Genomic DNA, 25,423 nt, shown 5'->3' on the forward strand with positions numbered 1-25,423 from the left:
TCCAGGCCGGAACACGCCACACCCCGGACTCGGCCGGAAGGACGCCATGCCGAAGATCATCGACCACGACCAGCGGCGACGGGACATCGTCGAGGTGGCCAAGAGCATCATCCTGAAGGGTGGGTTCGAGGCGGCGACCATGCGCAGCATCGCCGCGGAGGCGGGCTTCGCGAACGGCGCGCTGAAGCACTACTTCCCCGGGAAGGAGAGCATCGTCGCGGCGACGTTCGAGACGATCCTGCAGCAGATGTCCGAGGGCGTGGAGGCCGCGGGGCAGGAACCGGTGGCGGCGGACGACGCGCTGCGGGGCTTCCTGCAGGCCACCGTGCCGCGCGACCCGGAGCAGATCGCCGCGGGCCGGGTGCTCCTGGCGCTCTGGGAGTACGCGATGGCGAACGAGTCGCTGGCCGAGCTCTACCGCGGACACCTGGGTTCGTGGCGATCCTCGCTCATCGCGCGCATGGAGGCGGCCCGCGACGAGGGATCGATCCGTGATCAGGACTACGGCCCGCTCGCCGACGAGTACATCTCCGCGGCGGTCGGGGCGACGGTCATCAACCTCATGTACCCGGACGGCGACCGCATCGCCGACTACGAGAACTACATCGACCGGTTCCTCGCGCGGCTGCGCTGAGGGCGAGGGGCCGGTCCCGAGAGGACGGCCCGTCATGACCCTTTCCCCCGAACGACCCGTGGTGTTCCTGCACGGCCTCGCCTCGCGCGGCACGCAGGACTGGCCGGAGAGCGAGTGGGCGGCGGTGCTCGGCGACCGACCGCGCCGCGTCCTCGACCTGCCGGCGCACGGCGACGCCCCCGGGCTCGGAGCCGTGCCGACCTCCGCGGTGCTCGACGCGCTCGCCGAAGCGATCGGCCCGGACGAGATCGACCTCGTCGGCTACTCGCTCGGTGCCCGGCTCGCGTGGGACCTCGCCCGGCACCCGGGTGTCGCGGTGCGGCGTCTCGTGCTCGGCGGCCTCAGTGCGGGGGAGCCCTTCACGCTCGTCGATCTCTCCGCCGCGCGGGCCGCGATCGCCGGCGGACCGACCCCCGTCGATCCGCTGACCGGGATGATCGTGCACATGGTGAGCCTGCCCGGCAACCGACCGGACGATCTGCTCGACCTCATCGAGGGGCTCGCGGCCGAGCCGTTCGCTCCCCGGGCCGGAGCACCGGCGATGCCCGTGCTGCTCCTGGGCGGCACCGATGACCCGATGGCCGCGGGCATCGACGAGCTCGCCGCGCGGCTGCCCGACGTCCGGGTGGGACGCGTCCCCGGGGATCACCTCGTGGCGCTGCACACCGCCGCGTTCCGCGACGCGGTGCGCGGGTTCCTCGCGGACTGACCCGCCCGATCGACGCCCGGCCCCCTCCTGTCCTTTATTTCCAACGTTCGTAGACATATCGAAAGGCATCCGCCATGACCGACACCCCCACTCCCGACGCCGCCCGCATCCTCGACATCGCCACCGGCTACATGGCCGCGAAGCAGCTCTTCCAGGCCAGCCGCATCGGTCTGTTCGCCGCCGTCGCCGCCGGCGCCGACACGGCTGCGGCGATCGCCGAGCGCTGCGGGGTGAGCGAGCGGATCGCCCGGCTGCTCGCCGACGCCCTCGCGGCGAAGGGTCTCCTCGTCCGCACCGAGGGGCGCTACGCGCTGGCCCCCGACGCGTCCGCCTACCTCACCGGGGAGGACGCGGTGATCGACCTCGCGCCCTTCCTCACGTTCCTCGACGAGATCAGCTACCCGCACTGGCTGCAGTTCGCCCACACGGTCGACACGACCGAGCCCGGCGACCTGCAGATGGACGACGCGCGGTGGGGCACGTTCATGGCCGGCGTCATGACGTACAACCGCCTGCACGCGCAGGAGTTCGGCCGGCTCGTCGACCTCGCCGGCGCGACGAAGGCCCTCGACTTCGGTGGTCTGTCCGCCGAGTTCGCCCTCGCCGTCATGGCGCGCAACCCCGAGCTGCACACGACGTTCGTCTACGCCCCGGGATTCGAGGACGGCGTGGCCGAGGCGGTCGCAGCGGCGGGCGTCGCCGACCGGGCCGCCGTCGAGGTCGGGGACACGGCGACCACGGCTCCCGAGGGCGCGTACGACGCGGTGTTCGCCAACCACGTCATCCACCGGTTCTCCGCGGAGGAGAACGCGCAGATCTTCCGCCGACTCCGTGCGGCGGCGGCCGACGGGGCGACGCTGACGGTGCTCGACTTCTTCCTCGATGACGACGACGAGCAGCGCGCCCTGGATGCCCTGCACGCGGGGGAGTACCTCGTGATCGACGGCACCGTGGTGTACCCCGAGTCCGAGGTTCGCGGTTGGCTGTCGGATGCCGGGTGGGCGGTGCGCGACACCGTCGCCCTGCCGGGGAGCCCGCGCGTGCTCCTGGCCACCGCGGTCTGACGACCGCGGTCCGAGACTGGTCCGAGGGGGATCAGAGGCGGGCGGCATGCGTGAACATGCCGCCCGCCGTTTTCGTGGGTGGGTGGTCAGCCGCGCGCGAACACCGTGCGGCCGTCGACGATCGTGCGCTCGACCTGGAGGGCGGCGAACGGGCGCCCCGGGGTGCACGGATCCTCGTCGAGCACCGTGATGTCCGCGACCCTGCCGAGTTCGAGGGTTCCCTTCCAGGTCGCGGCACCGTCCTGGATCGCGGCGTCCGCCGTCATGGTGCGCAGCAGCCGGCGCCGAGTTGCGGCGTCGTCCGCCCGACCGTCGGCGGCGAGGAGGGCGAGGGAGGCGTCGAGGCTGGGGCGCCAGTCCGGCGTGGCGATCGGCGCGTCGCTGGTCAGCGTGGTCAGCGCCCCCGAGGAGAGCATCTCGGCCAGCGGCCAGGCGGCGGCGACGCGGGCTTCTCCGAGCTGCACGGCCGCCCAGGAGTGCGTGTGCGCGGCGATGAGGGGCTGCACGGCGAACCCGACGCCGAGACGCTCCGCGCGGCGGATCTGCGCCGGCGTCGCGAGGTCGCCGTGCACGACGTGGTGGGGTGCCGGCGGCGGGGGAGTCTCGCCGGCGCGTTCCAGTGCGGTGAGGAACTCTTCGATCGAGCGATCGCCGGTGGCGTGCACGGCGATCTGGAGTCCGCGACCGGCGGCCAGGGCGATCATCTGCTGGAAGGCGCTGAGCGGATCGGCGTCGCCGCGGGTGAGCAGGTGCCCGGTCGTCCCGTCGGGGTACGGGTCGGACGTCCATGCGGTGGCCATCGGCGGGATGCCGTCTGCGAAGATCTTCACGCCGGGGATCGCGAGCCAGCGCGGGTCGGTCGTCGGCGGCGGCACCGGGAGTCCGGCGGCGAAGTCCTTTAGGGAGCTCTCTCCGTCGATCGTCCCGAACAGGCGCAGCAGCGTGACGCGCGAGGTCTGGGCCCCCTCGCGGTGCAGCTCCACATACGACTCGAGCATGTCGGTGCCGAAGCAGCCGGTCTCCCCGTCGTCCTCCCCGGGGCCGATGCCCGGCTCCGTGTAGCTCGTGATGCCGAGCTCCGCGAGCAGAGCCCAGGCGCGGCGCAGGGCGCTGCGTCGCTCACCGGCCGTGGTCACGAGGCGGCCGGTCGGCTGCTCCTCGGGCGGGGTGTCGGAGAAGAAGAGGTGCGGCCAGCGTGCGCCCAGCCACGCGGCGTGGAGGTGCGCGTCGTTGAGGCCGGGGATCGCGGTGCGGCCGTCGAGCTGCACGATCTCGCGGGCTGGGAGGGCTTCGGCCGCGGCATCGGTGGCGACGATCATCCCGTCGCGGACGGCGATCGCGGTGGCGACGGAATCGGTGGCGTCGAAGGTGTGGATGCGGCCACCGCGGAGGAGGAGGTCGGCGTCGTCGCCGAGGAGTGCGCTGCTCATTATTCCACCAGTGTAGACGTAAAACTCGTGCACTCGGGATGTCCCGCGCCGACCGATTCGGCGCGCGGTTCCGCGGCTTGTACCCTGGAGTCATCCCCCGAACACCCCGGCAACCTCGCGCGCGCCGGCGACCTCGGCGCGCGCTCACACATGCAAGGACGCAGATGAACGATTCCGCGGCACACCGCGACGAATGGACGGCGAGCGAAGAGCTGGCGGAGCGGATGATCCCGCTCATCGGGGCTCTCAAGCGCGAGCGCGACGTGGTCACCTCGCTGCACGGCCACCGCCTGCTCGGCCTCTCGGCCACCGGCCTCGTCGAGGTGCACGAGCGCGTGGCCCAGCTCGGCCACGAGCGGCTCGAGGTCGAGGACAGCCTGGCGGTGCTCGAAGGCATCCACGCTCTCGCCCCCGGCGCCTCGTCGATCGACGTGGCCCGCCTCGTGGAGGGGCACGCGGAGAGCGGCCGCCCGCTCGAGGAGTACCTCGCCGAGACCCTGGCCCCGGCCGTCGGCGCGGTCCCGGCGCCGCCGACCGACGTGGTGCTCTACGGCTTCGGGCGCATCGGCCGGCTGCTGGCCCGCATCCTCATCGCGCACACCGGCGGCGGGAGCGGACTCCGGCTCCGCGCCATCGTCGTGCGCCGCGGCTCCGAGAACGACCTCGTCAAGCGCGCGTCGCTGCTGCTGCGGGACTCGGTGCACGGCCGCTTCGCGGGCTCGGTCACGGTGGATGAAGAGGCCGAGCAGATCATCGCGAACGGCACGCGCATCCAGGTCATCTACTCCGACGACCCGGCGGCGGTCGACTACACCGCCTACGGCATCGATGACGCGATCGTCGTCGACAACACGGGCCGCTGGCGCGACGAAGCCGGACTCTCCCAGCACCTCCGTGCGAAGGGCGTCGCCCGCGTGCTGCTCACCGCCCCCGGTAAGGGCCCGCTGAAGAACATCGTGCAGGGCATCAATGACGACACGATCACCGAGGAAGACCGCATCGTCTCCGCGGCGTCGTGCACGACCAACGCCATCACCCCGGTGCTCGCCGCGATCGACGAGGCCTACGGCGTCGTGAAGGGCCACGTCGAGACCGTGCACTCGTTCACGAACGACCAGAACCTCATCGACAACTTCCACAAGGGCGACCGCCGCGGCCGCTCCGCCGTGCTGAACATGGTGATCACCGAGACCGGGGCGGCGAAGGCCGTGGCCAAGGCCCTCCCGCAGCTCGAGGGCAAGCTCACGGGCAGCGCGATCCGCGTCCCCACGCCGGACGTCTCGCTCGCGGTGCTGCACCTCACGCTGGAGCGCCCCGCCACCAAGGACCAGGTCAACGACTACCTGCGCCGGGTGTCGCTGCACTCGAAGCTCCGGCAGCAGATCGACTACGTGGAGAGTCCTGAGGTCGTCTCGACGGACTTCGTCGGCTCGCACCGCGCCGGCATCGTCGACGGTCTGGCCACGATTGCTGACGAGGACACCCTCATCCTCTACGTCTGGTACGACAACGAGTTCGGCTACTCCTGCCAGGTCATCCGGGTGCTGGAGACCATGGCGGGCTCGCATCCCGTCGTCCTCCCCACCCGCCGCGAAGTCACCCTCTGACCTCTCCCGTCGACCCACCCCCTTCCGCTCGACCCGGCCCCCTGCGTCCGCACGCACGGGGCCGGGGCACGCGAAAGGGGGTGGGTCGCGGCATGATGAGGGGCATGAAGACCTCACAGTGGCGGGAGGAGCGGCTGCGGTGGCAGGGGCTGACCGCGCCGGAGGCGGACGTGGCGGGGGCGGCGGGACGGCTGCTCGCGGTGCAGAGCCAGGATCTCACCGCCGGACGGTGGGCGCTGGCTGTGCGGACGAAGGGCGACGTACGCCTCCGCGACGTCGATGCCGCGTTCGACCGCGGGGACCTCGTCCGGGCCTGGACCATGCGGGGGACGCTCCACACGATCCCCGCGCGCGATCTCGGGTGGGTGCTGGAGGTCACGGCCGCACGACAGCAGCAGCAGGCGGCCTCCCGACAGCGGCAGCTCGGCATCGACGACGCCATGATCGACGCGGTCGTCCGGGAGCTCACGCCGCGGCTCCGTGACGGCGGCCTCACCCGGAGCGAGATCTTCGCGGTGCTCGAGGGCATCGGCATCGACCCCTCGGGGCAGCGCGGCATCCACCTGCTGTTCGCGATGACCGTCTCCGGCGTGCTCGTGCAGGGGCCGGTCGTGCCGCGGGAGGGCATCACGCGGGAGCAGCGGTTCGTGCTCGCGGCCGATCACATCCGCGACCACGCCCACCCGGAGGACCCGCTGGCCGAGCTGTTCGTCCGCTACGTCGAGGGACACGGGCCCGCCGGGGTCGCGGACTTCGCGTGGTGGTCGGGCCTGACGCTCGGGCGGTCCCGGGAGGCGGCGGATCGGGCGGCACCCCGGGTGACCGAGGTTGACGAGGGGGTCTTCGTCGGGAGCACCCCGCCCCGGCGCGCGGCGGGCCGGCCGTCCGTGTTCGCCCTCGGTGCCTTCGACGAGTACTACATCTCTTATGCCGACCGCACCGTCGTGTGCGCTCCGGAACACCTCGCCGCCGTCGGGCCGGGGAAGAACGGGATGGTCCGGGCGACCGTGGTGGAGCACGGCCGCGTGATCGGCTGCTGGACGCACGCCGCCGCCGCCCACACCGCCCCTCCGACTCTCTTCGAGCCCCCCGAGGACCCCGCCGCCGTCACCGCCGCACTCGCCCGCTTCGCGGCCTTCATCGCCTGAGCCCCTCGTCGACCCACCCCTTTCCGTGCCTCCCGGCCCCCTACGCCCGCGCGTAGCGGGCCGGGGCGCACGCAAGGGGGTGGGTCGGCGGGTCACTCACTCGCGTGGCGGCCGAGGAAGTTGTAGACCTCGTTGTCGTCCACGCCGGGGAACATGCCGCGGGGGAGCGGCGAGAACATGTGGGTGTGCACGCGGGCGCTCGGCCACGCCCGTCCCTTCCAGCGCTCCGTGAGCTCGGCCGACGGGCGGCGGCAGCACGCCTCGTCGGGGCAGGTCGACACCGCCCTGTCGTTCGTCTCGCGTCCCCGCCACCACCGGGCGTCGTCGAACGGCACGCCCACCGTGACGGAGAACTCGCCCTCGCTCGACGACCCGGTCTGCGTGGAGCACCAGAACGTGCCGGACGGCGTGTCCGTGTACTGGTGGTGCTCGACGGTGCGGTTCTGCTCCGTGAAGGCGGAGCGGGCCTGGAACTTCCGGCACACGCGCTGCCCCTCCACCGCTCCCGTCACGTCCATCGGCAGGGGCAGGTCGTCGTTCTCGTAGACGCGAGTGATGGCTCCGGTCGAGTCGACGCGCAGGAAGTGCAGCGACATGCCGAGGTGCTGCGTGAGCAGGTTCGTCATGCGCATGCCGGCCGCTTCGTGCGTCACGCCGAACCCGTCGCGGAAGTCCTCCACCGCGAGGTTGCGGTCCTTCTTCGCCTGCTGCAGGAAGGCCACCGCGGCGGTCTCCGGCATCAGGCAGCACGCGGCGAAGTAGTTGATCTCCAACCGCTGCTGCAGGAAGTCGGCGTAGTCCGTCGGCGGCGTGTGCCCGAGCAGTCGATGCGCCATGGCCTGCAGTGCCATCGACCGCAGGCCGTGTCCACCGGGGATCGAGGCGGGGGGCAGGTAGATGCGGCCGTTCTCGAGATCGGTGACCGAGCGCGTCGAGTGCGGCAGATCGTTGACGTAGATGAGTTCGAAGCCGAGCTTCTCGGCCATGATGCTCACGGTGCGGTGGGTCAGAGCGCCCTGCGAATGGCCGGCGGCCTTGAGCTGCTTCTCCGCGAGCTTCTCGATGTCCGGGAGGTAGTTGTTCTGCGCGCGCATCCGCAGTCGCAGCTCCGTGTTGGCGCGGCGGGCCTCCTCCGGGGTGGCGATGGCCTCGCGCTCGCGGCGCTGCAGCTCGCGGTGGAGGCCGAGGATGGACTCGATGGTCTCGTCGCTCATGCCCTTCGTGACGCGGACCGGGGAGACACCGAGCTGACGGAACACCGGGCTCTCCTGGGCCCGCTCCAGCTCGATCTCCAGAGCGGCACGCCGGTTCGGCGGCTCGCCGGAGATGAGGTCGGTCACTTCGGTGCCGGTGGCCTGGGCGATCGCCTGGAGGAGGGAGAGCTTGGGCTCGCGCTTGCCGTTCTCGATGAGGCTGAGCTGGGAGCCGGCGACGCCGACGAGGGCGCCGAGCTCGTCGAGGGTGTACCCCTTCTCCAGGCGGCGGTGCCGGATGCGGTGGCCGAGGGTCGTGAGGTGGATGCCGGAGGACGCCATTGTTTGAGTCTAGCGAAAGAACAGCGATTCTTATCGTTCGGTTTGGCCGAAAGTCCGCGTCAAGGGCGAAGAAGATGGAAGCAACGCCCCACACTTCGAAGGAGCAGTCATGGCCATGGCCGAAGTCCTCACCCCTCGCACGTCCCCTGTCGCCCAGACGCGCACGTTCGGCACCGCCCCCTCCTACGACACCCCCGCAATGGCCGAGCTCGCCGCCTGGGTGGAAGAGATCCGCGCGCTCACGCAGCCGGACGCCGTGCACTGGGTGGACGGCTCGCGCGCCGAGAACGACTGGCTGCTGCGCGGACTCGTCGACGAGGGCAAGCTCATCAAGCTGAACCCCGAGTGGCGCCCCGGCTCGTACCTGGCGCGCTCGCACCCCAGCGACGTCGCCCGCACCGAAGCCCGCACCTTCATCGCCTCGGAGCGCGAGGACGACGCCGGGCCCACCAACAACTGGGCCGACCCGGAAGAGATGCACGCGAAGATGGACGAGATCTTCGAGGGCTCGATGCGCGGCCGCACGATGTACGTCGTGCCGTTCTCGATGGGTCGCGTCGGCGGCCCCCTGTCGCACATCGGCGTGCAGATCACCGACAGCGCCTACGCCGTCGCGTCGATCGGCATCATGACCCGCGTGGGCGACGAGGTCACCCGCCAGATCGCCGAGGGCGCGCCGTGGGTCAAGACGGTGCACTCCGTCGGTGCTCCGCTGGAGGCCGGCGAACCGGACGTCGAGTGGCCCTGCAACGACGACAAGTACATCGTGCACTTCCCGGAGACGCTCGAGGTCTACTCGTACGGCTCGGGCTACGGTGGCAACGCCATCCTGGCGAAGAAGTGCTTCGCGCTGCGCATCGCCTCGGTGATCGCGCGTGATGAGGGCTGGCTCGCCGAGCACATGCTCCTCATCCGCGTGATCGACCCGCGGGGCAAGGCCTACCACGTCGCGGCCGCGTTCCCGTCGGCCTGCGGCAAGACCAACCTCGCGATGCTCCGCCCGACGATCCCCGGCTGGAAGGTCGAGACCCTCGGTGACGACATCGCCTGGATCCGTCCCGGCGAGGACGGCCGCCTGTGGGCCATCAACCCCGAGGCCGGCTTCTTCGGCGTCGCGCCCGGAACGGGTGAGTCGACCAACGTCACCGCGGTCGAGACGCTGTGGGGCAACACGATCTTCACCAACGTCGCGCTCCGCCCCGACGGCGACGTGTGGTGGGAGGGCCTGACCGACGAGGCGCCCGCGAACCTCATCGACTGGGAGGGCAACGACTGGACGCCCGACTCCGGTCGTCCCGCGGCGCACCCCAACTCGCGCTTCACGGTGTCGGCGGCTCAGTGCCCGCAGATCTCCGAGGACTGGGAGGAGGCCGTGCCGCTCGACGTCATCCTCTTCGGCGGACGCCGCGCGAGCAACGTGCCGCTCGTAGTCGAGGCCACCGACTGGACGCACGGCGTCTTCCTCGGCTCGAACATCTCCTCCGAGCGCACGGCGGCGGCCGAGGGCACGGTCGGCGAGCTGCGCCGCGACCCGTTCGCGATGCTGCCGTTCTGCGGCTACAACATGGCCGACTACTTCGGTCACTGGCTCAAGGTCGGCCGGGGCCTGCGCTTCGACCGCGCGCCGCGCATCTTCCAGGTGAACTGGTTCCGTCGCGGAGCGGACGGCCGGTTCCTCTGGCCCGGGTTCGGCGACAACTCCCGCGTCGTCGACTGGATCATCCGCCGCGTGGCCGGTGACGTGCCGGCGGTGGACAGCCCCATCGGACGCCTGCCGCGCGTGGAGGACCTCAACCTCGACGGGCTCGACATCCCCGCGGAAGACCTCGACGAGCTCTTCTCCGTCGACCCCGAGGCGTGGAAGGCCGAGGCCGACCTCACGGAGGAGTTCTACGACACCTTCGGCGACCGGGTGCCCGCGGCCCTCCGCACGGAGCTCGCGTCGCTGCGCTACCGCCTCGCGAAGGCGTAGCCCCCAGACCGGTGCCGGTTCGGGGGAGCCGGCACCCTCGGCCTCCGGGTCGAGCCCTACCCGCGAAGGCGGGGCATCAGAGACGAACCCATGGCTGAGTGGTCTCCGACGCCCCGCCTTCGTGTGCCCACTCCCGCCGAGACCCCGGTTTCGCGTCGAGACCCCGCCCCGCATACGTGCGGAAGGCGGGGTCTCGGCGGTGTACAGGGAGGGTCAGGCGAGGAGCTGGTGGCGGGCGAGGTCGCGGTAGAGCGGGGTCGACTCCACGAGCTCGGCGTGGGTGCCCTGTCCCACGACCACGCCGTCCTGCAGCACGACGATGAGGTCGCTGTCGACGACGGTGGACAGACGATGGGCGATCACGACGAGCGTGCGGTCTGTGGCGACCGCATCGATGGCCTCGCGCATGCGCTGCTCGTTCACGCCGTCGAGCGAGGAGGTCGACTCGTCCAGCAGCAGGATCGGGGCGTCGGTGAGGAGCGCCCTGGCGATCGCGAGTCGCTGCCGCTCGCCGCCGGAGAGCATCACGCCGTCCTCGCCGACGGGAGCGTCGACGCCGAGCGGGTTCCGTTGGAGCACGTCGCCGAGGTTCACGGCGCGGAGCACGCGGGCGCAGTCCTCGTCCGTGGCCGTCGGTGACGCGAGCCGCAGGTTCTCGGCGAGGGTGCCGGCCAGCGTCGGGGCGTCCTGCTCGACGTAGCCGAAGTGGGCGCGGAGCTCGTCCCGCGGATAGGTGCGCGTGTCGTGCCCCTTCAACCGGATGGATCCGCCTGTCGGGTCGTAGAAGCGCTCGATGAGGGAGAGGATCGTGCTCTTCCCCGCTCCGCTCGGACCGACCAGCGCCACGCGTGCCCCACGAGGGACCGCGAACGACACCCCGCGGAGCACCTCGTGGTCCTGGGGGTCGGGTGCGGCCTGGGTCTGCTCCAGGTGCGCATCGGCGAGCAGGGTCTGCGCCTCCCTCGCGGCGGCACGGCGGGCGGCGACGACGTTCTCCGGGTAGCGGAAGCGCACGTCGCGGAACTCCAGGGCGGGGGCGTCCGGAGCCGGTTCCTCCTCGCGGGGCAGGGCCGCGGCGGTGGCCGCGTCGTCCTGGGTCTCGGTGGGCAGGTCGAGCACCTCCTGGATGCGGCCGAGCGCGCCGAGGGCCTGGTTGACGGAGGTGATCGCGCCGAACGTCGAGGCGAGCGGCATCACCAGCAGGAAGAGGAACATCACGAACGAGATGAGGGCCGCGATCGAGATGGCTCCGGCCGCGACGCGGAAGCCGCCCACGCCGAGCACGACGAGGAGGGAGAGCTGGAGGGCGATGCCGGCGACCGGCACCACGAGCGAGGAGATCTTCGCGATCCGCACGCCGATGCCGTACGCCTCGGAGGCCCGCTCCGTCACCGCCGCGGTCTCGCGTTCGGTCGCACCGGAGGCCCGGATGGTGCGGATGGAGCCGACGGCCCGCTCGACGCCCGAGGCCAGCTCGCCGACCTTCTCCTGCTGGGCCGTGGACGCCGTCCGGATCCGGCCGCTGAGGGCGACGACGACCACGACGGAGACGCCGATGACCAGGACGATGAGCAGGAGCAGAACGGGGTCGATGAGCAGCATCGCGATGAGCGCGCCCGCGAAGAGCACGACGTTGCCGACGGCGTCGGCGAGCCCCTGCGTGAGGACGGCGTAGAGGAGCGTGGTGTCGGTGCCGACGCGGGAGACGAGATCGCCGGTGCGCCGTGCGTCGAACTCGGACGTCGGCAGGTGCAGGATGCGGGCGATGAGCTTGCGGCGGCTCGAGTAGACGACCGCGGTGCCGGTGCGCTGCAGCAGATAGTGCTGGAACCCGGAGATGATCGACGACACGATCACGAAACCGACGAGCAGCCACACGAGGACGCCGATCGTGCCGTCGGCTTGCACGGCCTCGATGACCTGTCCTACGAGGAGGGGCTGCACGAGCGAGGTCGCGGCGCCGAACACGCTGAGGACGGCGACGACGACGAGCGTGCGCTTGTGCTCGAAGAGGAAGGGGAGGAGCTGGCGGAAGGTGGCGCGCGGCCCGTCGGCCGGTGCGCCCCGTCCGCGTCGGCGTGCTGTCGCCGTGCGGGACATGGGGGACCTCGATCTGGAGATGGTACTTCGACCGTACTCGGGGCGCGGTCATTTCCTATGGGGTGGCTGTATGGGCTCAGGTGCGACCGAAACGGCGATGTGCCGCCTGCTTGGTGACGCCGAGGGCGCTCGCGATCGCCTGCCACGAGTAGCCGCTCGTGCGAGCGCGACGGACCTGGGCCTCTTCGGCGCGCGCGAGCTCCTTGCGCAGCGCCGCCAGGCGGTGGAGCTCGGCGAGGGGTTCGCCGCCCTCGGCCGCGGCGATGGTGGTGGGGTGAGACATGGAGACCTCCTTCGCGTCAATATTCGTTGACGCTTGGGGCGGTGTCAAGAAGTGTTGACGTGCGCGTTGTCCACAGGGGCGCCCTTGTCCGCATGTGTGGCGCATGCGATGCTGACAGGATGGCTCGCATGCTGCAAGTGAGGAACCTGCCCGATGACGTGCATGCCCGGCTCAAGGAGCGTGCCGCGGCGGAGCGCATGAGCCTGTCGGACTACGTAGCGCGCGAGTTGGAAGACCTCGTCCGCTACCGCAGCAATGCCGAGATCCTCGAGGCGTCGCGAGCACGAGCGCGCGCGGCCGGCGTCTCTCTGACGCGCGAGAGCATCCTCGCCGCCCGTGATCGTGAACGGGACGAGCGGGAGTGAGCGGGACGTCCGAGGCGGTCGTGCTCGATGCCTCGGCGGCGATCGAGGCACTGCTCGGCGAGGAGGTTTGGACGCACGGCGAGGGGTTCCATGCGCACGCGGGCCTCGACATCGAGGTCCTCTCCGTGCTCCGACGCCTCACGATGCGGAATTCGGTGCCGGCGCATGCTGCTCGTGAGGCCCTCGAGGCGTTCGCGGCGCTGCAGATCACCCGCCATCCGCTGCGTCGGCTCATCCCGCGGATCTGGTCGCTGCGCGAGGACGTCTCCGCGCACGACGCCGGTTATGTCGCGCTCGCGGAGGCCCTCGACGTCCCACTGCTCACGGCCGATCGCCGGCTGGCGAAGACGGCGACCCGGTACTGCGATGTCGTGGTGCTGTGAGCGTCTGACCAGGAAGACGAGAACGGCTGCACCCCCGAGGGAGTGCAGCCGTTCCGCTCGTCTCGGTTCTAGAGCTCGACGGCGGAGGCGAGTCCGAGGTCGTCCTCGTAGTCGTGGTCCTTCGTCTCGGGAGTGAAGATGAGCGCGATGAAGGTCAGCACCGCCATCGACGACAGGTACAGGCCCACGAGCCAGGGCTCGCCGCCGACGGCCGCCCACAGGGCCACCGCGATGAACGGCGCCACGGCCGCTCCGAGGATCGACGACACGTTGTACGCGATCGCCGAACCGGAGTAGCGCACGTTCGTCGGGAACAGCTCCGGCAGGAGCGCCCCCATCGGCCCGAACGTCGTGCCCATGAGCATGAAGCCGAACACGAGGAAAGCCTGGGTGAGGGCCCCGGTGAACTTCGGGTCGGCCTGCGGCAGCAGGAAGAGGTTGAACGACAGACCGAAGACGACGATGAGTCCGGTGACCCACAGCAGCAGCTTGCGGCGCCCGATGGCGTCGGCGATCGGTCCGGACAGCAATGTGAAGATGCCGAAGAACACGACGCCGATGATCTGCATGAGTACGAAGTCGGTGTAGCCGAAGCCGAGGCCCGGGTAGAACTGCGCCGCGAACACACTCGGGTCGAAGTCCTTGCCGGTCGCCTCGGCCGCAGCGCGGGCGGCGGCCGACGCGGTCTCGAGGTCGGCGGCCTTCGTGCCGTAGGTGAGCGTGAAGTTCGTCATCAGGTAGAACAGCACGTACGTCGCCAGCATGATGAACGTGCCGAGGATGAGCTGCTTCCAGTGGTGCCGGAATACGGTCGCGAGCGGGAGCTTGCGGATCGCGCCGGTCTTCTCCGCCTTCTTGAACGTGTCCGACTCGACGAGGCGGAGCCGCACCCACAGACCGATGATGACCATGACGGCGGAGAACAGGAACGGCACGCGCCAGCCCCAGGAGAGGAAGGCCTCCGACTTCAGCGCCGAGTCCTCCGGGTGCGGGAGGGCGAAGTTGATGGCGAGGAAGATGCCGTTCGCGATGATGAAGCCGAGCGGTGCGCCGAGCTGCGGGAACGAGCCGTACCAGGCACGCTTGCCCTTCGGGGCGTTCTCGGTGGCCACGAGCGCGGCGCCCGACCACTCGCCGCCCAGCGCGAAGCCCTGGGCGAGACGGAGGATCAGCAGGAGCAGCGGGGCGACCCAGCCGATCTGCTGGAACGTGGGCAGGAGGCCGATCACGAACGTCGCGATGCCCATGGTGAGGAGCGAGGCGACGAGGGTCGCCTTGCGCCCGAACTTGTCGCCGAAGTGCCCGAAGACGACGGCGCCGATCGGGCGGGCGACCATGGCCGCGCCGAAGACGGCGAACGACGACAGCAGCGACGCGGTGTCGTTCGTGCTCGGGAAGAAGAGTGTGGGGAAGACGAGCACGGCTGCCGTCGCATAGACGTAGAAGTCGTAGAACTCGATGGTGGTGCCGACGAGGCTCGCGGTGATGACGCGCGAGCGGGGGTTCGCGGGGGTGGTGGCGGTGCTCAAGGGGTCTCCGATCCTCCGCCGGTATACCGGCGGACTCGGGCGAGTCTACGCCTTCCTGGGAGTTCCCTGGACGTTGATGACGGACCGGGTCGAGGGCGTCGGTGCCCGCGCGTAGAGTCGGGGGAGACCGGCCGGAGGGGGATCATGACGACACGGATGCTGCTCCTCGCCGATACGCACGTCCCGAAGCGGGCGAAGCGGCTGCCGGACGCGGTGCTGCAGGCCATCGACGAGGCCGACGTCGTCGTGCACGCGGGGGACTGGGTCGATCTCCCCACCGTCGAGCTGCTCCAGTCCCGCGCGCGCGTGCTCCACGGTGTGCACGGCAACAACGACGGCCCCGAGATCCGCCGGGTGCTGCCGGAGATCGCGCGGTTCACCGTGGAGGACACCGCCGTCGCCGTCATCCACGAGACGGGCGCCGCGACCGGGCGGGAGAAGCGGATGGATCTCGCCTTCCCCGATGTCGACGTGCTGATCTTCGGACACTCGCACATCCCCTGGGACACCGTCACGCCGAACGGTCTGCGGCTGCTCAACCCGGGCTCTCCGACCGACCGGCGTCGACAGCCGGTGCACACGATGATGCGCGTCGTGGTCGACGGGCGCGATGTCGAGGCGACCCTCGTGCCGCTCCCATGACGGACGAAAGCCCCGGCGAACCGATCGCCTACCGCGCACCGATGCGCTCTCGCGACGATGCCGTCGCGCCGGGAGTCGCGGTCGAGCGTGCGCTCGCCGAGGGCGTCTGCGGCATGGGCGGGCGGCTCGACAGCACGCCCGGCTCTCTGACTGCGGCGCTCGCAGCCGTCGACGCCCGCCATGGAGAGCGGGCCGCGCGGCGGCTGGAGCGCTTCGCGGCGCTTCCGACGGGAACCCTCGTCTGGACCAGGGACGTCGACGGACTCTTCTGGCTCGGGCGGCTGACGGGACCGTGGCGCTACGACGACGATCCGGCCGCGGTGGCGGCAGACCTCGTGCACGTGCGCGCCTGCACCTGGTCGTCGAGCCCGGTGGCGGCTTCCGACGTCCCGCCGGGCGTCACCGCCACGTTCGCCCGCGGGGGACGCAACGGCCAGCGCATCCGTACGGATGGGGCCGGGGAGCAGTCATCCGCGCTCTGGGAGCGCAGCCGGGGCTGATCCGCGCGTCAGCGCCAGATCGCGGCGATGGCGGCGTTCACGGCCGTGAGGATGCCCACGAGCCAGAAGATCGCGGGCGGCACGACCTGGTCGCGCTTCTGGCGCGCCGTGCCGATGCCGAGCAGGGCGCCGATCACGAGGAGGATGACGAGCTTCGTGCCGATCTTGGCGTAGTTCATCTCGACGCCCTCCGGGAGGCCCCACGGGGCGGAGAGGGCGAGGCCGGCGACCGCGGCGATCGTCATGCCGATGGTCATCAGACGCGTGAACACCCGCTTGCCGCCGAACGCCTGCGCCGCCCAGGCCCCGAAGAGCACGGCGAAGCCGATGAGGTGGACGAAGAGCACGATGTGGCGCAGGGTCTCCATGCCCTCACCGTACGAGAGCGCGGCATTCCGCGCCACCAAGGCACGCCTGACCTCGCGCCCGCGATCGGGCGCAGAGCGTGAGCGTGCTCAGCCGCGCAGCTCGCGGATCACGAGGGCGGTGCGCAGCGCCGCGTCCGCGGCCTCCGCGCCCTTGTCCTCCTTCGAGCCCTCCAGGCCCGCGCGGTCCAGTCCCTGCTTCTCGTCGTCGAGCGTGAGCAGCCCGAACCCGACCGGCTTGCCGGCGTCGAGGGAGACGCGGGTGAGGCCGTCGGTCGCCGCCGCCGAGACGTACTCGAAGTGCGGCGTGCCGCCGCGGATGATGACCCCGAGGGCGACCACCGCATCCGCACCGCCCGCGAAGGCGGCCTGCGCGGCCACGGCGAGCTCGAACGAACCGGGCACCCGCACCAGGCGATGCGTCGCTCCGGCCTCGTCGAGCACCCGCTGGGCGCCGGCGATCAGGCCGTTCGAGATCACCTCGTGCCAGGTGCCGGCGATCACGACGACCTCCAGCCCCCGCCCGTCGATGTTCCCCGTCTTGGGTGCTCCGGCGCCGCTCATTCCTCGTCCTTTCCTGCCGCGAGGGCCTCGGCGAGCTCTGCTTCGCCGATGATGTGGCCCATGCGGTCGCGCTTGGTCTCCAGGTACTGGTGGTTGTTCGGACCCACGCCCACGATCAGCGGCACCTGCTCGACGACGTCGAGGCCGAGCTCACGCAGCTTGTTCACCTTGTCGGTGTTGTTGGTGAGCAACCGGACCTTCGAGACCCCCAGATCGGTGAGGATCCCGGCCGCCGCCGCGTAGTCGCGGGCGTCCGCCGGGAGGCCCAGTGCCAGGTTCGCATCGACGGTGTCCAGGCCGTCCTCCTGCAGGCTGTAGGCGCGCAGCTTGTTGATGAGACCGATGCCCCGGCCCTCGTGTCCCCGCATGTAGATGACGATGCCGCCCTCGCGGTCGATGGCGTCCAGCGCGGCATCCAGCTGCGGGCCGCACTCGCACTTCTGGGATCCGAACGCCTCGCCGGTCAGGCACTCCGAGTGCACGCGCACGAGGGCGGTCTCGGTCGGCTCGCCCGATACGACCGCGATGTGGTCGGTGCCGGTGACGCGGTCCTTGTAGGCCAGGAAGCGGAACGTGCCGTGGTCGGTGGGCACGGTGGCGTCGGCACGGAGGCTCACCCGGCGACCGCGCTGGGCGGCCGGCGTCGCCCCCTCCGGGTCGATCTCGTTGAGGTGTGCGATGAGCTGCTCGATCGTGATGACCGGCACGCCGTCGCGGGCGCCGAGTTCGAGGAGCCCGGGAAGCCGCATCATGCTGCCGTCCTCGGCGACGACCTCCGCGATCGCGCCGACGGGCCGGAGGCCGGCGAGCTTCATGAGCTCGACCGCGGCCTCGGTGTGACCGCTGCGCTCGCGCACGCCGCCGTCCACGGCCCGGAGCGGGAGCACATGGCCGGGGCGGATGATGCTCGTCGCCGTCGAGTCGGGGTTCGCCAGCACGTTGAGGGTGCGGGCGCGGTCGCTGGCGCTGATCCCGGTCGTCACCCCTTCCGCGGCGTCGACGCTCACGGTGTAGGCGGTGGAGCGGGCGTCCTCGCTGGCCGCGACCATCGGCGGCAGGTTGAGGCTGTCCGCGAGGTCGGTGGGCATCGGCGCGCAGATGAACCCGGAGGACCAGCGCACGGTCCAGGCGACCCACTCGGGTGTGGCGAGTTCGGCGGAGAGGACGACGTCGCCCTCGTTCTCCCGATTCTCGTCGTCGGCCACGAGTACGGGGCGTCCTGCGCGCAGCGCCTCCAGGGCTTCGGGGATGGTTGCCAGGCTCATCGCGAGCCCCCTTCCGGTGCGGCGCGGAATGCGAGCAGCCGCTCGACGTGCCGCGCGAGGATGTCGGTCTCGAGGTTCACACGGTCGCCGACCGCGCGGGTGCCGAGGGTGGTCGCCGCCAGGGTCTCCGGGATGAGCGACACCTCGAACCAGTGCCCGCCCCCGGTGCCCGAGCGCTCCTGGGTCCCTGAGCCCTCCTGGGTCCCTGAGCCCTCCTGGGTCCCTGAGCCTGTCGAAGGGGTCGAAGGGCTCACTGCGCTCACCGTCAGCGAAGTGCCGTCGACGGAGATGGAGCCCTTGTCGACGACGAGCGGCGCGAGGTCGTCGGGAAGGCTGATGCGCAGGACGCTCCACTGCGCGCCGGGGCGCACCTCGAGCACGGTGCCGGTGCCGTCGACGTGGCCCTGCACGATGTGCCCGCCGAGCCGCGCCCCCACGGGCATCGCCTTCTCGATGTTGACCCTGGTGCCGACGGTCGCCGCTCCGAGGGCCGCGACGTCGAGCGTCTGCTTCATGACGTCGGCGTCGAAGGTCTCGGCGGTGGAGCCGACGACGGTCAGGCAGACGCCGGAGACCGCGATCGACTCGCCGTGCACGGCGTCGGCAGCGGCCTTCGGGGCGCGCACCGTGAGGCGCCAGCCGTCGCCCGACTCCGCGATGGCGGTGATCTCGCCGATCTCCTCGATGATTCCGGTGAACATCAGAGGGTTCCCTCCTTCTCCGGGCCGGTGCGGTCCGGGTCGTCCGCGTCCGCAGGATGCGCGATCGCGAGCAGGTCTGCGCCCAACGGCAGCCACTCGTCCACGACGAGGCGACGTGCCTGGTCGATCGAGCGGACACCGACGTCGGTCACGGCCAGGCGGCTCCCGCCGAGCAGGACGGGGGCGACGTATGCGAGCACGCGGTCCGCGAGCCCGGCGGAGAGGAACGCGCTGGCGAGCGTCGGGCCGCCCTCCACGAACAGCGTCTGGATGCCGCGCGCGTGCAGCTCGGCGAGGACCGCCGACAGGTCGTGCGTGTCGAAGAACAGCGGCGTGTGCGGATGACGATGCACCGCCGCATCCGCAGGGGTGGCCCTGGTGCCGATGACGACCGGGACGGGCTGGTGCGGCAGGAGCTCGTCGCCGGCGCGGGCGGTGAGCGCGGGGTCGTCGGCGAGCACGGTGCCGGTACCCACCGCGATCGCGTCGGCCTGGGCGCGTCGCCGGTGCACGTCGGCGCGGGCCTCCGGGCCAGTGATCCACTGACTGGAACCGTCGTCCGCCGCAGCCCTGCCGTCGAGGCTCTGCGCCCACTTGACGGTCACGTGCGGACGGCCGAGGCGCGACGCGGTGAGCCAGTCGCCGATCACGGCGCGGGCCTCGGTGGCTCGCTCGCCGGACTCCACGCTCACGCCCGCGGCGCGCAGCCGCTCCGCGCCGCCGCCGGAGACCTCACCGGGGTCGTCGAGCGCGTAGACGACCCGCGTCACGCCGGCCTCGATGAGCGCGAGCGCGCAGGGGCCGGTGCGACCGGTGTGGTTGCAGGGTTCCAGCGTCACGATCGCCGTCGCGCCCCGTGCAGCGCCCGGTGCGAGCTTCGAGAGGGCGTCGACCTCGGCGTGCGGGGTGCCGGAGCCCCGATGCCAGCCTTCGGCCAGCACCTCGCCGTCGGGGGAGAGGATCACGGCGCCCACCTGCGGGTTGACCCCGCGCGGGCCGCGGGTCGCGAGGGCGAGCGCACGATCCATCGCACGGAGCTCTGTCGCGGTCACTGCCATCCGTCGTCGTCCTCTCTGCGGCTCGGGGTCGCTGCAGGCTGGCGGAACGGACGCACGCGCGTGCGCCTCGTGCTGCCTCCCTTCCGGACTAGCGAGGTGTCCCTCGCATCACCGTCGGTTCCGGAATTCCACCGGATCGGCATCCCGATCACTCGGAACGCTCGCGGACTGTCACCGCCGGTTCGGATTCCCACCGACCCCGGAGCACGTTGCTGCTCTGAGTGTACTCAACGCGTCTGCGCCCGTTTCATTCCGTGGCAGGGGCCGTGCCCGGCCCTCACTTGAGCAGGCGGGACAGTCGCCGGTCGGCGAGGACCTTGCCGCCGGTCTGACAGGTGGGGCAGTACTCCAGCGAGCGGTCGGCGAAGAAGACGCTGCGCACCTCGTCGCCGCAGACCGGACACGCCTCGCCCCGGCGGGCGTGTACCCGCATGCCGCGGCGCTTGGCGTCCTTGAGGTCGGCCGGAGGTTTGCCCGCGGCAGCAGCGACGGCCTCGGCGAGGGTCTCCTGCATCGCCGCGAACAGCCGGTCGATCTCGGCGTCGTCCAGCGTGCCGGCGATGGCATACGGCGACATGCGGGCTGCATGCAGGATCTCGTCGGAGTAGGCGTTGCCGATACCCGCGATGACGCCCTGGTCGCGGAGCAGCCCCTTGATCTGCATCCGGCGGTCGTCGAGCAGCGCGGCGAAGGCGTCGCGGGTGAAGGACGGGTCGAGCGGATCGGGGCCGAGGCGGGCGATACCCGGCACCTCGGCGGGGTCGCGGACGACGTACACGGCGAGCGACTTCTTCGTCCCGGCCTCGGTCAGGTCGAAGCCACTGCCGTCGTCGAGGGCGATCCGCAGCGCGATGGGCGACTTGCCCGGCTTGAGGAGCGTGGTGGGCAGGGTGTCGTACCAGCGCAGCCATCCCGCCTTCGCCAGGTGGAAGACGAGGTGCAGCTCGGGCCCGCAGGACAGCACGACGAACTTGCCGCGGCGCTCCGCCCCGGTGATCGACGCGCCTTCCAGCGCCGAGATCGGCGGGTCGTAGGTCTTCAGCGCGGCGATCGCGGCCACGGAGGCACGGGTGATGGTGCGTCCGGTGGTGCGCTCGCCGAGGAACGCGACGAGTCCTTCGACCTCCGGCATCTCAGGCATGCAGCCATCCTGTCACCGGGGTCCGACGCTGTCACGCGTGGCGTGCGCTCAGAGCACCGGCCACTCCACCGGCGTCCGGTCATCGTCGCGCAGCAGCCCCGCGAGCCAGCCGTCGTCCCGACCGCGCTGGCTGGTGAGGCCCTGACGCATGGTGCCCTCGAAGCGGAAGCCGAGGGCGCGGGCGGCGCGGGCGGAGGGGACGTTGCCCACGACGGCCTGCCAGCGGATCCGCGCGAGACCGAGCTCCGCGAAGCCCCAGTCGAGCACGGCACGCGCGGCCTCGACGAGGTAGCCGCGGCCGCGTGCGTCCGCGACGACCCAGTAGCCGAGCTCGGCATGACCGCCGGCCGGATGCTCCCCGATGTGGTGGAGGCCGACCATGCCCACGAGGACGTCGTCGGCGTAGACACCCCAGACGGTCTGCGAGCCGTCCTCCCACCACTGCTCCACGAGGGCGACGAAGTCCTCCGCGTCCTGGCGGAAGTAGGGGGAGGGCACCGTCGTCCACCGCCCGATCTCGGGGTCCTGGCAGGCCTCGGTGATCGCGTCGACGTCGGCCTCCGTCGGAGCGTGGAGGACGAGTCGTGCGGTGGTGAGGGTGACCGGAGGCATCCCTCCAGCCTAAGACGCTCGGCCCGGCCCCTTCGGTCCGCCCCGGCCCCTTCCGCGCGTCCGTAACGGGGTGGGAGGCACGGAAAGGGGTGGGACAGGGAGAGTCGACCGCAGTGTCCGTGGGCGCGATTAGGCTTGTCCGGTGACTGTTCCGGGGATTCTGCGCGCCTTGGAAGAGGCGTCTCTGTATCGTGACGCTCTCGCCTGGGCGCACACCGACGCCGACCTCGGCCTGGTCGACGGGCTCGACGCGCCCGTTCTCGCCGGTCTGCTCGCCAAGCGTGCGGCGGCCGGCCACCCGGCGGCGCTGCTGGCCGTGGTGCCCACGGGGCGCCGCGCGGAATCGGTCGCGCAGGCCCTGGAGACCTACGTCCCGGATGCCGAGGTGCTCACCTTCCCGGCCTGGGAGACGCTGCCGCACGAGCGCCTCAGCCCCAGCCCGGACACGGTCGGCCTGCGACTGCAGACCCTGCGCCGCGTCGCCGAATGGAGAGGCGAGCGCCCTCTCGTGGTCGTCGCCTCCGTGCGCGCCGCGCTCCAGCCCATCGCCGGGAACCTCGGCGACATCGTGCCGCTGGAGCTGACGGTGGGCAGCCGCGGCAACGAGCTCGACCACGTCGCCGAACAGCTCGTGGAACGGGCCTACTCCCGCGTCGACATGGTGTCGCGACGGGGCGAGTTCGCCGTCCGCGGCGGCATCCTCGACGTCTTCCCTCCCACGTCCGAACACCCGTACCGCGTGGAGTTCTTCGGCGACGAGATCGATCAGATCCGCGCGTTCTCCGTGGCGGACCAGCGCTCTCTGCCCGGCGACGTGCCAGGCGTCGACCTCCCGCCCAGCCGCGAGCTCCTGCTCACCGCCGAGGTGCGGGAGCGGGCCAGGGCGCTCATCGGGGGCTTCCCCGCCATCAGCGGCATGCTCGAGAAGATGGCCGAGGGCATCCCGGTCGAGGGCATGGAGTCGCTGCTGCCCGCGGTCGCCGGTCCCCTCAAGTCGCTCGTCGAGTACCTGCCCGAGGGCACGGCGACCGCCGTCATCGACCCGGAGCGCTCGACCGCCCGCGCCCTCACCCTCGGCGAGACGAACCGCGAGTTCCTCGACGCCGCCTGGAGCGCGGCGACCTCGGGAGCCTCGGCCCCCATCGACCTCGGCGCCGGCGACTTCCTCACCATCGCCGATCTGCGCGAGGTCGTCCGCGACCGCGGCGGCGTGTGGTGGCGCCTGAGCCCCTTCGGGATCGGCGACGCGACCGCGGAGAGCGTCGAGGCGGCCACCGTCATCCCCTCCTTCCACGGCAACGTCGACGGCGCGATCGCCTTCGTCGACGCGAAGGTCGCCGACGGCTGGCGGGTGGTCGTCCTCGCGACCGGACACGGCCTCGTCGACCGTGCCCGCGACGTGCTCTCCGACCGCGGCATCGCGGCCCGGGTGGTGGAGTCGATCGCGGACGCACCGGACCCGGGGGTCGCGACCCTCACGGTGGGCGGGGTCGAGGCCGGCTTCCAGGTGCCCGAGGCGAAGCTCGCCGTCCTCACCGACAACGAGTTCTACGGCCGCACGATCGGCGGCGACCAGCGCGTCGTCAAGAAGCTCGCGTCCCGTCGGAAGAACGTCGTCGACCCGCTGCAGCTCAAGCAGGGCGACTTCGTGGTGCACGCCACGCACGGCATCGGCCGGTTCGTCGAGATGACCCAGCGCGAGGTCTCCACCGGCGGCCGCAACGCCGCGAAGTCGATCCGCGACTACCTCGTGCTGGAGTACGCGCCGTCCAAGCGCGGCTACCCCGGCGACAAGCTGTACGTGCCCACCGACCAGCTCGACCTCCTGTCGAAGTACGTCGGCGGCGAGGCCCCGACGCTGTCGAAGATGGGCGGCAGCGACTGGGCGCAGGCCAAGGGCAAGGCGCGCAAGGCGGTCCGCGACATCGCCGTCGAGCTCGTCAAGCTCTACTCCGCCCGGATGAGCGCCAAGGGGTACGCCTTCGGCCCTGACACCCCCTGGCAGCGCGAGCTGGAGGAGGCGTTCCCGTTCGCGGAGACCCACGACCAGCTGCAGACCATCGACGAGATCAAGGCCGACATGGAGCGGCCGATCCCGATGGACCGGCTGCTCTCGGGCGACGTCGGCTTCGGCAAGACCGAGGTCGCGGTCCGGGCGGCGTTCAAGGCCATCCAGGACGGCAAGCAGGTGGCGATGCTCGTCCCGACGACCCTGCTCGTGAAGCAGCACCTCGAGACGTTCACGGAGCGCTTCGCCGGGTTCCCGGTCAAGGTGCGGCCGCTGTCGCGGTTCCAGACCGACAAGGAGGCGCGGCTCACCCTGCAGGGCCTGCTCGACGGCTCCGTGGACATGGTGATCGGCACGCACCGCATCCTCACGGACCAGGTGCTGTTCAAGGACCTCGGCCTCATGATCATCGACGAGGAGCAGCGGTTCGGCGTCGAGCACAAGGACGCGCTGAAGAAGATGAAGACCAACGTCGACATCCTCGCCATGAGCGCCACCCCGATCCCGCGCACCCTGGAGATGGCGGTCACCGGCATCCGCGAGATGTCGACCCTCGCCACGCCGCCGGAGGATCGGCACCCGATCCTCTCGTTCGTCGGCCCCCGCAGCGACAAGCAGATCGCCGCCGCCATCCGCCGCGAGATCCTCCGAGAGGGCCAGGTCTTCTTCGTGCACAACCGCGTGCAGTCGATCCAGCGCGTCGCGGCGGAGCTCGCCGAGCTGGTCCCCGAGGCGCGGATCGCCGTCGCGCACGGCCAGATGGGCGAGCACGCGCTGGAGCAGGTCGTCGACGACTTCTGGGAGCGCAAGTTCGACGTCCTGGTGTCGACCACGATCATCGAGACCGGCCTCGACATCTCCAACGCGAACACGATCATCATCGACCGCGCCGACAAGTACGGTCTGAGCCAGCTCCACCAGCTCCGCGGACGCGTGGGTCGCGGACGGGAGCGCGCCTACGCGTACTTCCTCTACGACGACATGAAGCCGCTGAGCGAGACCGCGGCCGACCGGCTGCAGACCATCGCGGTCAACAACGACCTCGGCTCCGGTATGCAGGTCGCCCTCAAGGACCTCGAGCTGCGCGGTGCGGGCAACCTCCTCGGCGCCGAGCAGGCCGGACACATCGCGGGGGTCGGCTTCGACCTCTACCTGCGCATGATCGGCGAGGCCGTCGCGACCTTCCGGGGCGAGGAGGTCGAGACCGGGCAGGAGCTCCGACTCGAGCTGCCGCTCGACGCCCGCATACCGGAGGACTACATCGACAGCGAACGCCTCCGGCTCGAGGCGTACCAGAAGCTCTCCGCAGCCTCGGCCGCGACCGCGAAGGACGACGCCATCGACCTCGTGGTGGAGGAGCTCGTCGACCGGTACGGCACGCCGCCGGAGGAGGTCACCGGACTCGTGTCGATCGCGCGACTGCGGCGCCGGGCGGCCAGGGCCGGGCTCACCGACGTCGTGGCCATGGGCTCGAACCTGCGCCTCGCGCCCGCCCGCCTCGAGGACTCGATCAAGGTCCGGCTGCAGCGGCTCTATCCGAAGGCGAAGCTCGTCTCCGGCGGGGAGGCTCTCGTCGTGCCGATGCCCACGGTGCCCGCCGCGGTCGGCGTGGGCGTGGAGCCGCTGCCCGACGCGGAGCTGCTCGCCTGGGTCGACCAGCTGTTCACCGCCATCTTCCCCGAGCCCGCCAAGCCCGAGTGACCCGGCCGGCGGTCGCGGCCGCCTCCGCCGTGCACGACTGCGGAGCCCGCGGACGACACGCCGTCGCCGGCGGCTCGGGTCCGGCGTGTCGGTGATGATCTCCGAAG

At 71.3% G+C, this 25,423-nt stretch carries 23 protein-coding genes and 1 riboswitch; of the genes, 11 read left to right on the forward strand and 12 right to left on the reverse strand.

Annotation, left to right across the window (positions count from 1 at the left end; all coding sequences use genetic code 11):
• Positions 1–46: 46 nt before the first annotated feature.
• The 3 genes from AC3B5L_RS05320 (at position 47) to AC3B5L_RS05330 (ending at position 2,407) form a co-directional block, all read left to right on the forward strand.
• Positions 47–634 carry a TetR/AcrR family transcriptional regulator gene (locus AC3B5L_RS05320; RefSeq protein ID WP_101846902.1) on the forward strand — a complete coding sequence of 196 codons (588 nt, stop codon included), beginning with the start codon at positions 47–49 and terminating at the stop codon, positions 632–634.
• Positions 635–668: 34 nt separating this feature from the next.
• Positions 669–1,343, forward strand: coding sequence for an alpha/beta fold hydrolase (locus AC3B5L_RS05325; RefSeq protein WP_268777813.1), 675 nt, complete (start codon positions 669–671; stop codon positions 1,341–1,343).
• A gap of 74 nt (positions 1,344–1,417) precedes the next feature.
• The gene (locus tag AC3B5L_RS05330) at positions 1,418–2,407 is read left to right on the forward strand and encodes a methyltransferase family protein (RefSeq protein WP_268777812.1); all 990 of its coding nucleotides are present in this window, start codon (positions 1,418–1,420) and stop codon (positions 2,405–2,407) included.
• 86 nt (positions 2,408–2,493) lie between these two features.
• Here AC3B5L_RS05330 and AC3B5L_RS05335 read toward each other — a convergent pair whose 3' ends face one another.
• Positions 2,494–3,837, reverse strand: coding sequence for an amidohydrolase family protein (locus tag AC3B5L_RS05335; protein ID WP_187663550.1), 1,344 nt, complete (start codon positions 3,835–3,837; stop codon positions 2,494–2,496).
• Between the two features lie 164 nt (positions 3,838–4,001).
• Between AC3B5L_RS05335 and AC3B5L_RS05340 the strand changes: the two genes are divergently transcribed.
• On the forward strand, positions 4,002–5,444 hold the full coding sequence (locus AC3B5L_RS05340; protein WP_259952092.1) for a glyceraldehyde-3-phosphate dehydrogenase: 1,443 nt from the start codon (positions 4,002–4,004) through the stop codon (positions 5,442–5,444).
• A 104-nt stretch (positions 5,445–5,548) separates the two neighbouring features.
• On the forward strand, positions 5,549–6,592 hold the full coding sequence (locus AC3B5L_RS05345; RefSeq protein WP_259952095.1) for a winged helix DNA-binding domain-containing protein: 1,044 nt from the start codon (positions 5,549–5,551) through the stop codon (positions 6,590–6,592).
• 92 nt (positions 6,593–6,684) lie between these two features.
• Here the strand turns inward: AC3B5L_RS05345 and AC3B5L_RS05350 are convergent, their stop codons facing one another.
• Entirely contained in the window at positions 6,685–8,127 is a 1,443-nt protein-coding gene (locus AC3B5L_RS05350; protein ID WP_071328117.1) for an XRE family transcriptional regulator, read from the reverse strand.
• A 109-nt stretch (positions 8,128–8,236) separates the two neighbouring features.
• Between AC3B5L_RS05350 and AC3B5L_RS05355 the strand changes: the two genes are divergently transcribed.
• Positions 8,237–10,099, forward strand: a complete 1,863-nt coding sequence (locus tag AC3B5L_RS05355) for a phosphoenolpyruvate carboxykinase (GTP) (RefSeq protein ID WP_490096267.1) — start codon at positions 8,237–8,239, stop codon at positions 10,097–10,099.
• Positions 10,100–10,312: 213 nt separating this feature from the next.
• On the opposite strand, the gene AC3B5L_RS05360 is transcribed toward AC3B5L_RS05355, so the two are convergent.
• Together AC3B5L_RS05360 and AC3B5L_RS05365 are read right to left on the reverse strand one after the other, a co-directional pair.
• Positions 10,313–12,199 (reverse strand): ABC transporter ATP-binding protein, encoded by a 1,887-nt coding sequence (locus tag AC3B5L_RS05360; protein ID WP_490096268.1) that lies wholly within the window; start codon positions 12,197–12,199, stop codon positions 10,313–10,315.
• 76 nt (positions 12,200–12,275) lie between these two features.
• Positions 12,276–12,482, reverse strand: coding sequence for an AsnC family protein (locus AC3B5L_RS05365; RefSeq protein ID WP_187663555.1), 207 nt, complete (start codon positions 12,480–12,482; stop codon positions 12,276–12,278).
• 119 nt (positions 12,483–12,601) lie between these two features.
• Here AC3B5L_RS05365 and AC3B5L_RS05370 point away from each other — a divergent pair, with 119 nt between their 5' ends.
• Together AC3B5L_RS05370 and AC3B5L_RS05375 are read left to right on the forward strand one after the other, a co-directional pair.
• Positions 12,602–12,847 carry a FitA-like ribbon-helix-helix domain-containing protein gene (locus AC3B5L_RS05370; protein ID WP_259952102.1) on the forward strand — a complete coding sequence of 82 codons (246 nt, stop codon included), beginning with the start codon at positions 12,602–12,604 and terminating at the stop codon, positions 12,845–12,847.
• Positions 12,844–13,230 carry a type II toxin-antitoxin system VapC family toxin gene (locus AC3B5L_RS05375; RefSeq protein WP_268777808.1) on the forward strand — a complete coding sequence of 129 codons (387 nt, stop codon included), beginning with the start codon at positions 12,844–12,846 and terminating at the stop codon, positions 13,228–13,230. Before AC3B5L_RS05370 ends, AC3B5L_RS05375 begins: the two co-directional genes overlap by 4 nt.
• A 68-nt stretch (positions 13,231–13,298) precedes the next feature.
• Here the strand turns inward: AC3B5L_RS05375 and AC3B5L_RS05380 are convergent, their stop codons facing one another.
• Complete coding sequence (locus AC3B5L_RS05380) at positions 13,299–14,759, reverse strand: MFS transporter (protein ID WP_187663556.1); 1,461 nt, start codon at positions 14,757–14,759, stop codon at positions 13,299–13,301.
• 144 nt (positions 14,760–14,903) lie between these two features.
• On the opposite strand from AC3B5L_RS05380, the gene AC3B5L_RS05385 reads away from it, so the two are divergent.
• A complete protein-coding gene (locus tag AC3B5L_RS05385; RefSeq protein ID WP_259952106.1) occupies positions 14,904–15,401 on the forward strand; it encodes a metallophosphoesterase family protein in 498 nt (165 codons plus the stop codon).
• 41 nt (positions 15,402–15,442) lie between these two features.
• Entirely contained in the window at positions 15,443–15,901 is a 459-nt protein-coding gene (locus tag AC3B5L_RS05390; protein WP_268777807.1) for a GAF domain-containing protein, read from the forward strand.
• 8 nt (positions 15,902–15,909) lie between these two features.
• Here the strand turns inward: AC3B5L_RS05390 and AC3B5L_RS05395 are convergent, their stop codons facing one another.
• The 7 genes from AC3B5L_RS05395 to AC3B5L_RS05425 all read right to left on the reverse strand — a co-directional run bounded on the left by AC3B5L_RS05395 (position 15,910) and on the right by AC3B5L_RS05425 (position 21,607).
• Positions 15,910–16,269, reverse strand: coding sequence for a Fe-S protein (locus AC3B5L_RS05395; protein ID WP_268777806.1), 360 nt, complete (start codon positions 16,267–16,269; stop codon positions 15,910–15,912).
• Positions 16,270–16,356: 87 nt separating this feature from the next.
• The gene (gene ribH / locus AC3B5L_RS05400) at positions 16,357–16,830 is read right to left on the reverse strand and encodes a 6,7-dimethyl-8-ribityllumazine synthase (protein WP_025103903.1); all 474 of its coding nucleotides are present in this window, start codon (positions 16,828–16,830) and stop codon (positions 16,357–16,359) included.
• Positions 16,827–18,095, reverse strand: coding sequence for a GTP cyclohydrolase II (gene ribA / locus AC3B5L_RS05405; protein ID WP_187663560.1), 1,269 nt, complete (start codon positions 18,093–18,095; stop codon positions 16,827–16,829). Before ribA ends, ribH begins: the two co-directional genes overlap by 4 nt.
• Positions 18,092–18,796 (reverse strand): riboflavin synthase, encoded by a 705-nt coding sequence (locus tag AC3B5L_RS05410; protein ID WP_490096269.1) that lies wholly within the window; start codon positions 18,794–18,796, stop codon positions 18,092–18,094. Before AC3B5L_RS05410 ends, ribA begins: the two co-directional genes overlap by 4 nt.
• Positions 18,796–19,854 carry a bifunctional diaminohydroxyphosphoribosylaminopyrimidine deaminase/5-amino-6-(5-phosphoribosylamino)uracil reductase RibD gene (gene ribD, locus AC3B5L_RS05415; RefSeq protein WP_313366430.1) on the reverse strand — a complete coding sequence of 353 codons (1,059 nt, stop codon included), beginning with the start codon at positions 19,852–19,854 and terminating at the stop codon, positions 18,796–18,798. Before ribD ends, AC3B5L_RS05410 begins: the two co-directional genes overlap by 1 nt.
• Positions 19,855–19,920: 66 nt before the next feature.
• A riboswitch (FMN riboswitch) is annotated at positions 19,921–20,065 on the reverse strand.
• Positions 20,066–20,131: 66 nt separating this feature from the next.
• The gene (locus AC3B5L_RS05420; RefSeq protein WP_187663563.1) at positions 20,132–20,995 is read right to left on the reverse strand and encodes an Fpg/Nei family DNA glycosylase; all 864 of its coding nucleotides are present in this window, start codon (positions 20,993–20,995) and stop codon (positions 20,132–20,134) included.
• 48 nt (positions 20,996–21,043) lie between these two features.
• Positions 21,044–21,607 carry a GNAT family N-acetyltransferase gene (locus AC3B5L_RS05425; RefSeq protein ID WP_187663564.1) on the reverse strand — a complete coding sequence of 188 codons (564 nt, stop codon included), beginning with the start codon at positions 21,605–21,607 and terminating at the stop codon, positions 21,044–21,046.
• A gap of 142 nt (positions 21,608–21,749) precedes the next feature.
• Between AC3B5L_RS05425 and mfd the strand changes: the two genes are divergently transcribed.
• On the forward strand, positions 21,750–25,316 hold the full coding sequence (gene mfd / locus AC3B5L_RS05430) for a transcription-repair coupling factor (protein ID WP_313366431.1): 3,567 nt from the start codon (positions 21,750–21,752) through the stop codon (positions 25,314–25,316).
• Positions 25,317–25,423 lie beyond the last annotated feature (107 nt).

This window comes from Microbacterium sp. C-MGS6, assembly GCF_058140415.1.

Coding starts and splice junctions, on each gene's coding strand:
- AC3B5L_RS05320 (WP_101846902.1), top strand. CDS start 47: ATGCCGAAGATCATCGACCACGACCAGCGGCGACGGGACATCGTCGAG.
- AC3B5L_RS05325 (WP_268777813.1), top strand. CDS start 669: ATGACCCTTTCCCCCGAACGACCCGTGGTGTTCCTGCACGGCCTCGCC.
- AC3B5L_RS05330 (WP_268777812.1), top strand. CDS start 1,418: ATGACCGACACCCCCACTCCCGACGCCGCCCGCATCCTCGACATCGCC.
- AC3B5L_RS05335 (WP_187663550.1), bottom strand. CDS start 3,837: ATGAGCAGCGCACTCCTCGGCGACGACGCCGACCTCCTCCTCCGCGGT.
- AC3B5L_RS05340 (WP_259952092.1), top strand. CDS start 4,002: ATGAACGATTCCGCGGCACACCGCGACGAATGGACGGCGAGCGAAGAG.
- AC3B5L_RS05345 (WP_259952095.1), top strand. CDS start 5,549: ATGAAGACCTCACAGTGGCGGGAGGAGCGGCTGCGGTGGCAGGGGCTG.
- AC3B5L_RS05350 (WP_071328117.1), bottom strand. CDS start 8,127: ATGGCGTCCTCCGGCATCCACCTCACGACCCTCGGCCACCGCATCCGG.
- AC3B5L_RS05355 (WP_490096267.1), top strand. CDS start 8,237: ATGGCCATGGCCGAAGTCCTCACCCCTCGCACGTCCCCTGTCGCCCAG.
- AC3B5L_RS05360 (WP_490096268.1), bottom strand. CDS start 12,199: ATGTCCCGCACGGCGACAGCACGCCGACGCGGACGGGGCGCACCGGCC.
- AC3B5L_RS05365 (WP_187663555.1), bottom strand. CDS start 12,482: ATGTCTCACCCCACCACCATCGCCGCGGCCGAGGGCGGCGAACCCCTC.
- AC3B5L_RS05370 (WP_259952102.1), top strand. CDS start 12,602: ATGGCTCGCATGCTGCAAGTGAGGAACCTGCCCGATGACGTGCATGCC.
- AC3B5L_RS05385 (WP_259952106.1), top strand. CDS start 14,904: ATGACGACACGGATGCTGCTCCTCGCCGATACGCACGTCCCGAAGCGG.
- AC3B5L_RS05390 (WP_268777807.1), top strand. CDS start 15,443: ATGCGCTCTCGCGACGATGCCGTCGCGCCGGGAGTCGCGGTCGAGCGT.
- AC3B5L_RS05395 (WP_268777806.1), bottom strand. CDS start 16,269: ATGGAGACCCTGCGCCACATCGTGCTCTTCGTCCACCTCATCGGCTTC.
- ribH (WP_025103903.1), bottom strand. CDS start 16,830: ATGAGCGGCGCCGGAGCACCCAAGACGGGGAACATCGACGGGCGGGGG.
- ribA (WP_187663560.1), bottom strand. CDS start 18,095: ATGAGCCTGGCAACCATCCCCGAAGCCCTGGAGGCGCTGCGCGCAGGA.
- AC3B5L_RS05410 (WP_490096269.1), bottom strand. CDS start 18,796: ATGTTCACCGGAATCATCGAGGAGATCGGCGAGATCACCGCCATCGCG.
- ribD (WP_313366430.1), bottom strand. CDS start 19,854: ATGGCAGTGACCGCGACAGAGCTCCGTGCGATGGATCGTGCGCTCGCC.
- AC3B5L_RS05420 (WP_187663563.1), bottom strand. CDS start 20,995: ATGCCTGAGATGCCGGAGGTCGAAGGACTCGTCGCGTTCCTCGGCGAG.
- AC3B5L_RS05425 (WP_187663564.1), bottom strand. CDS start 21,607: ATGCCTCCGGTCACCCTCACCACCGCACGACTCGTCCTCCACGCTCCG.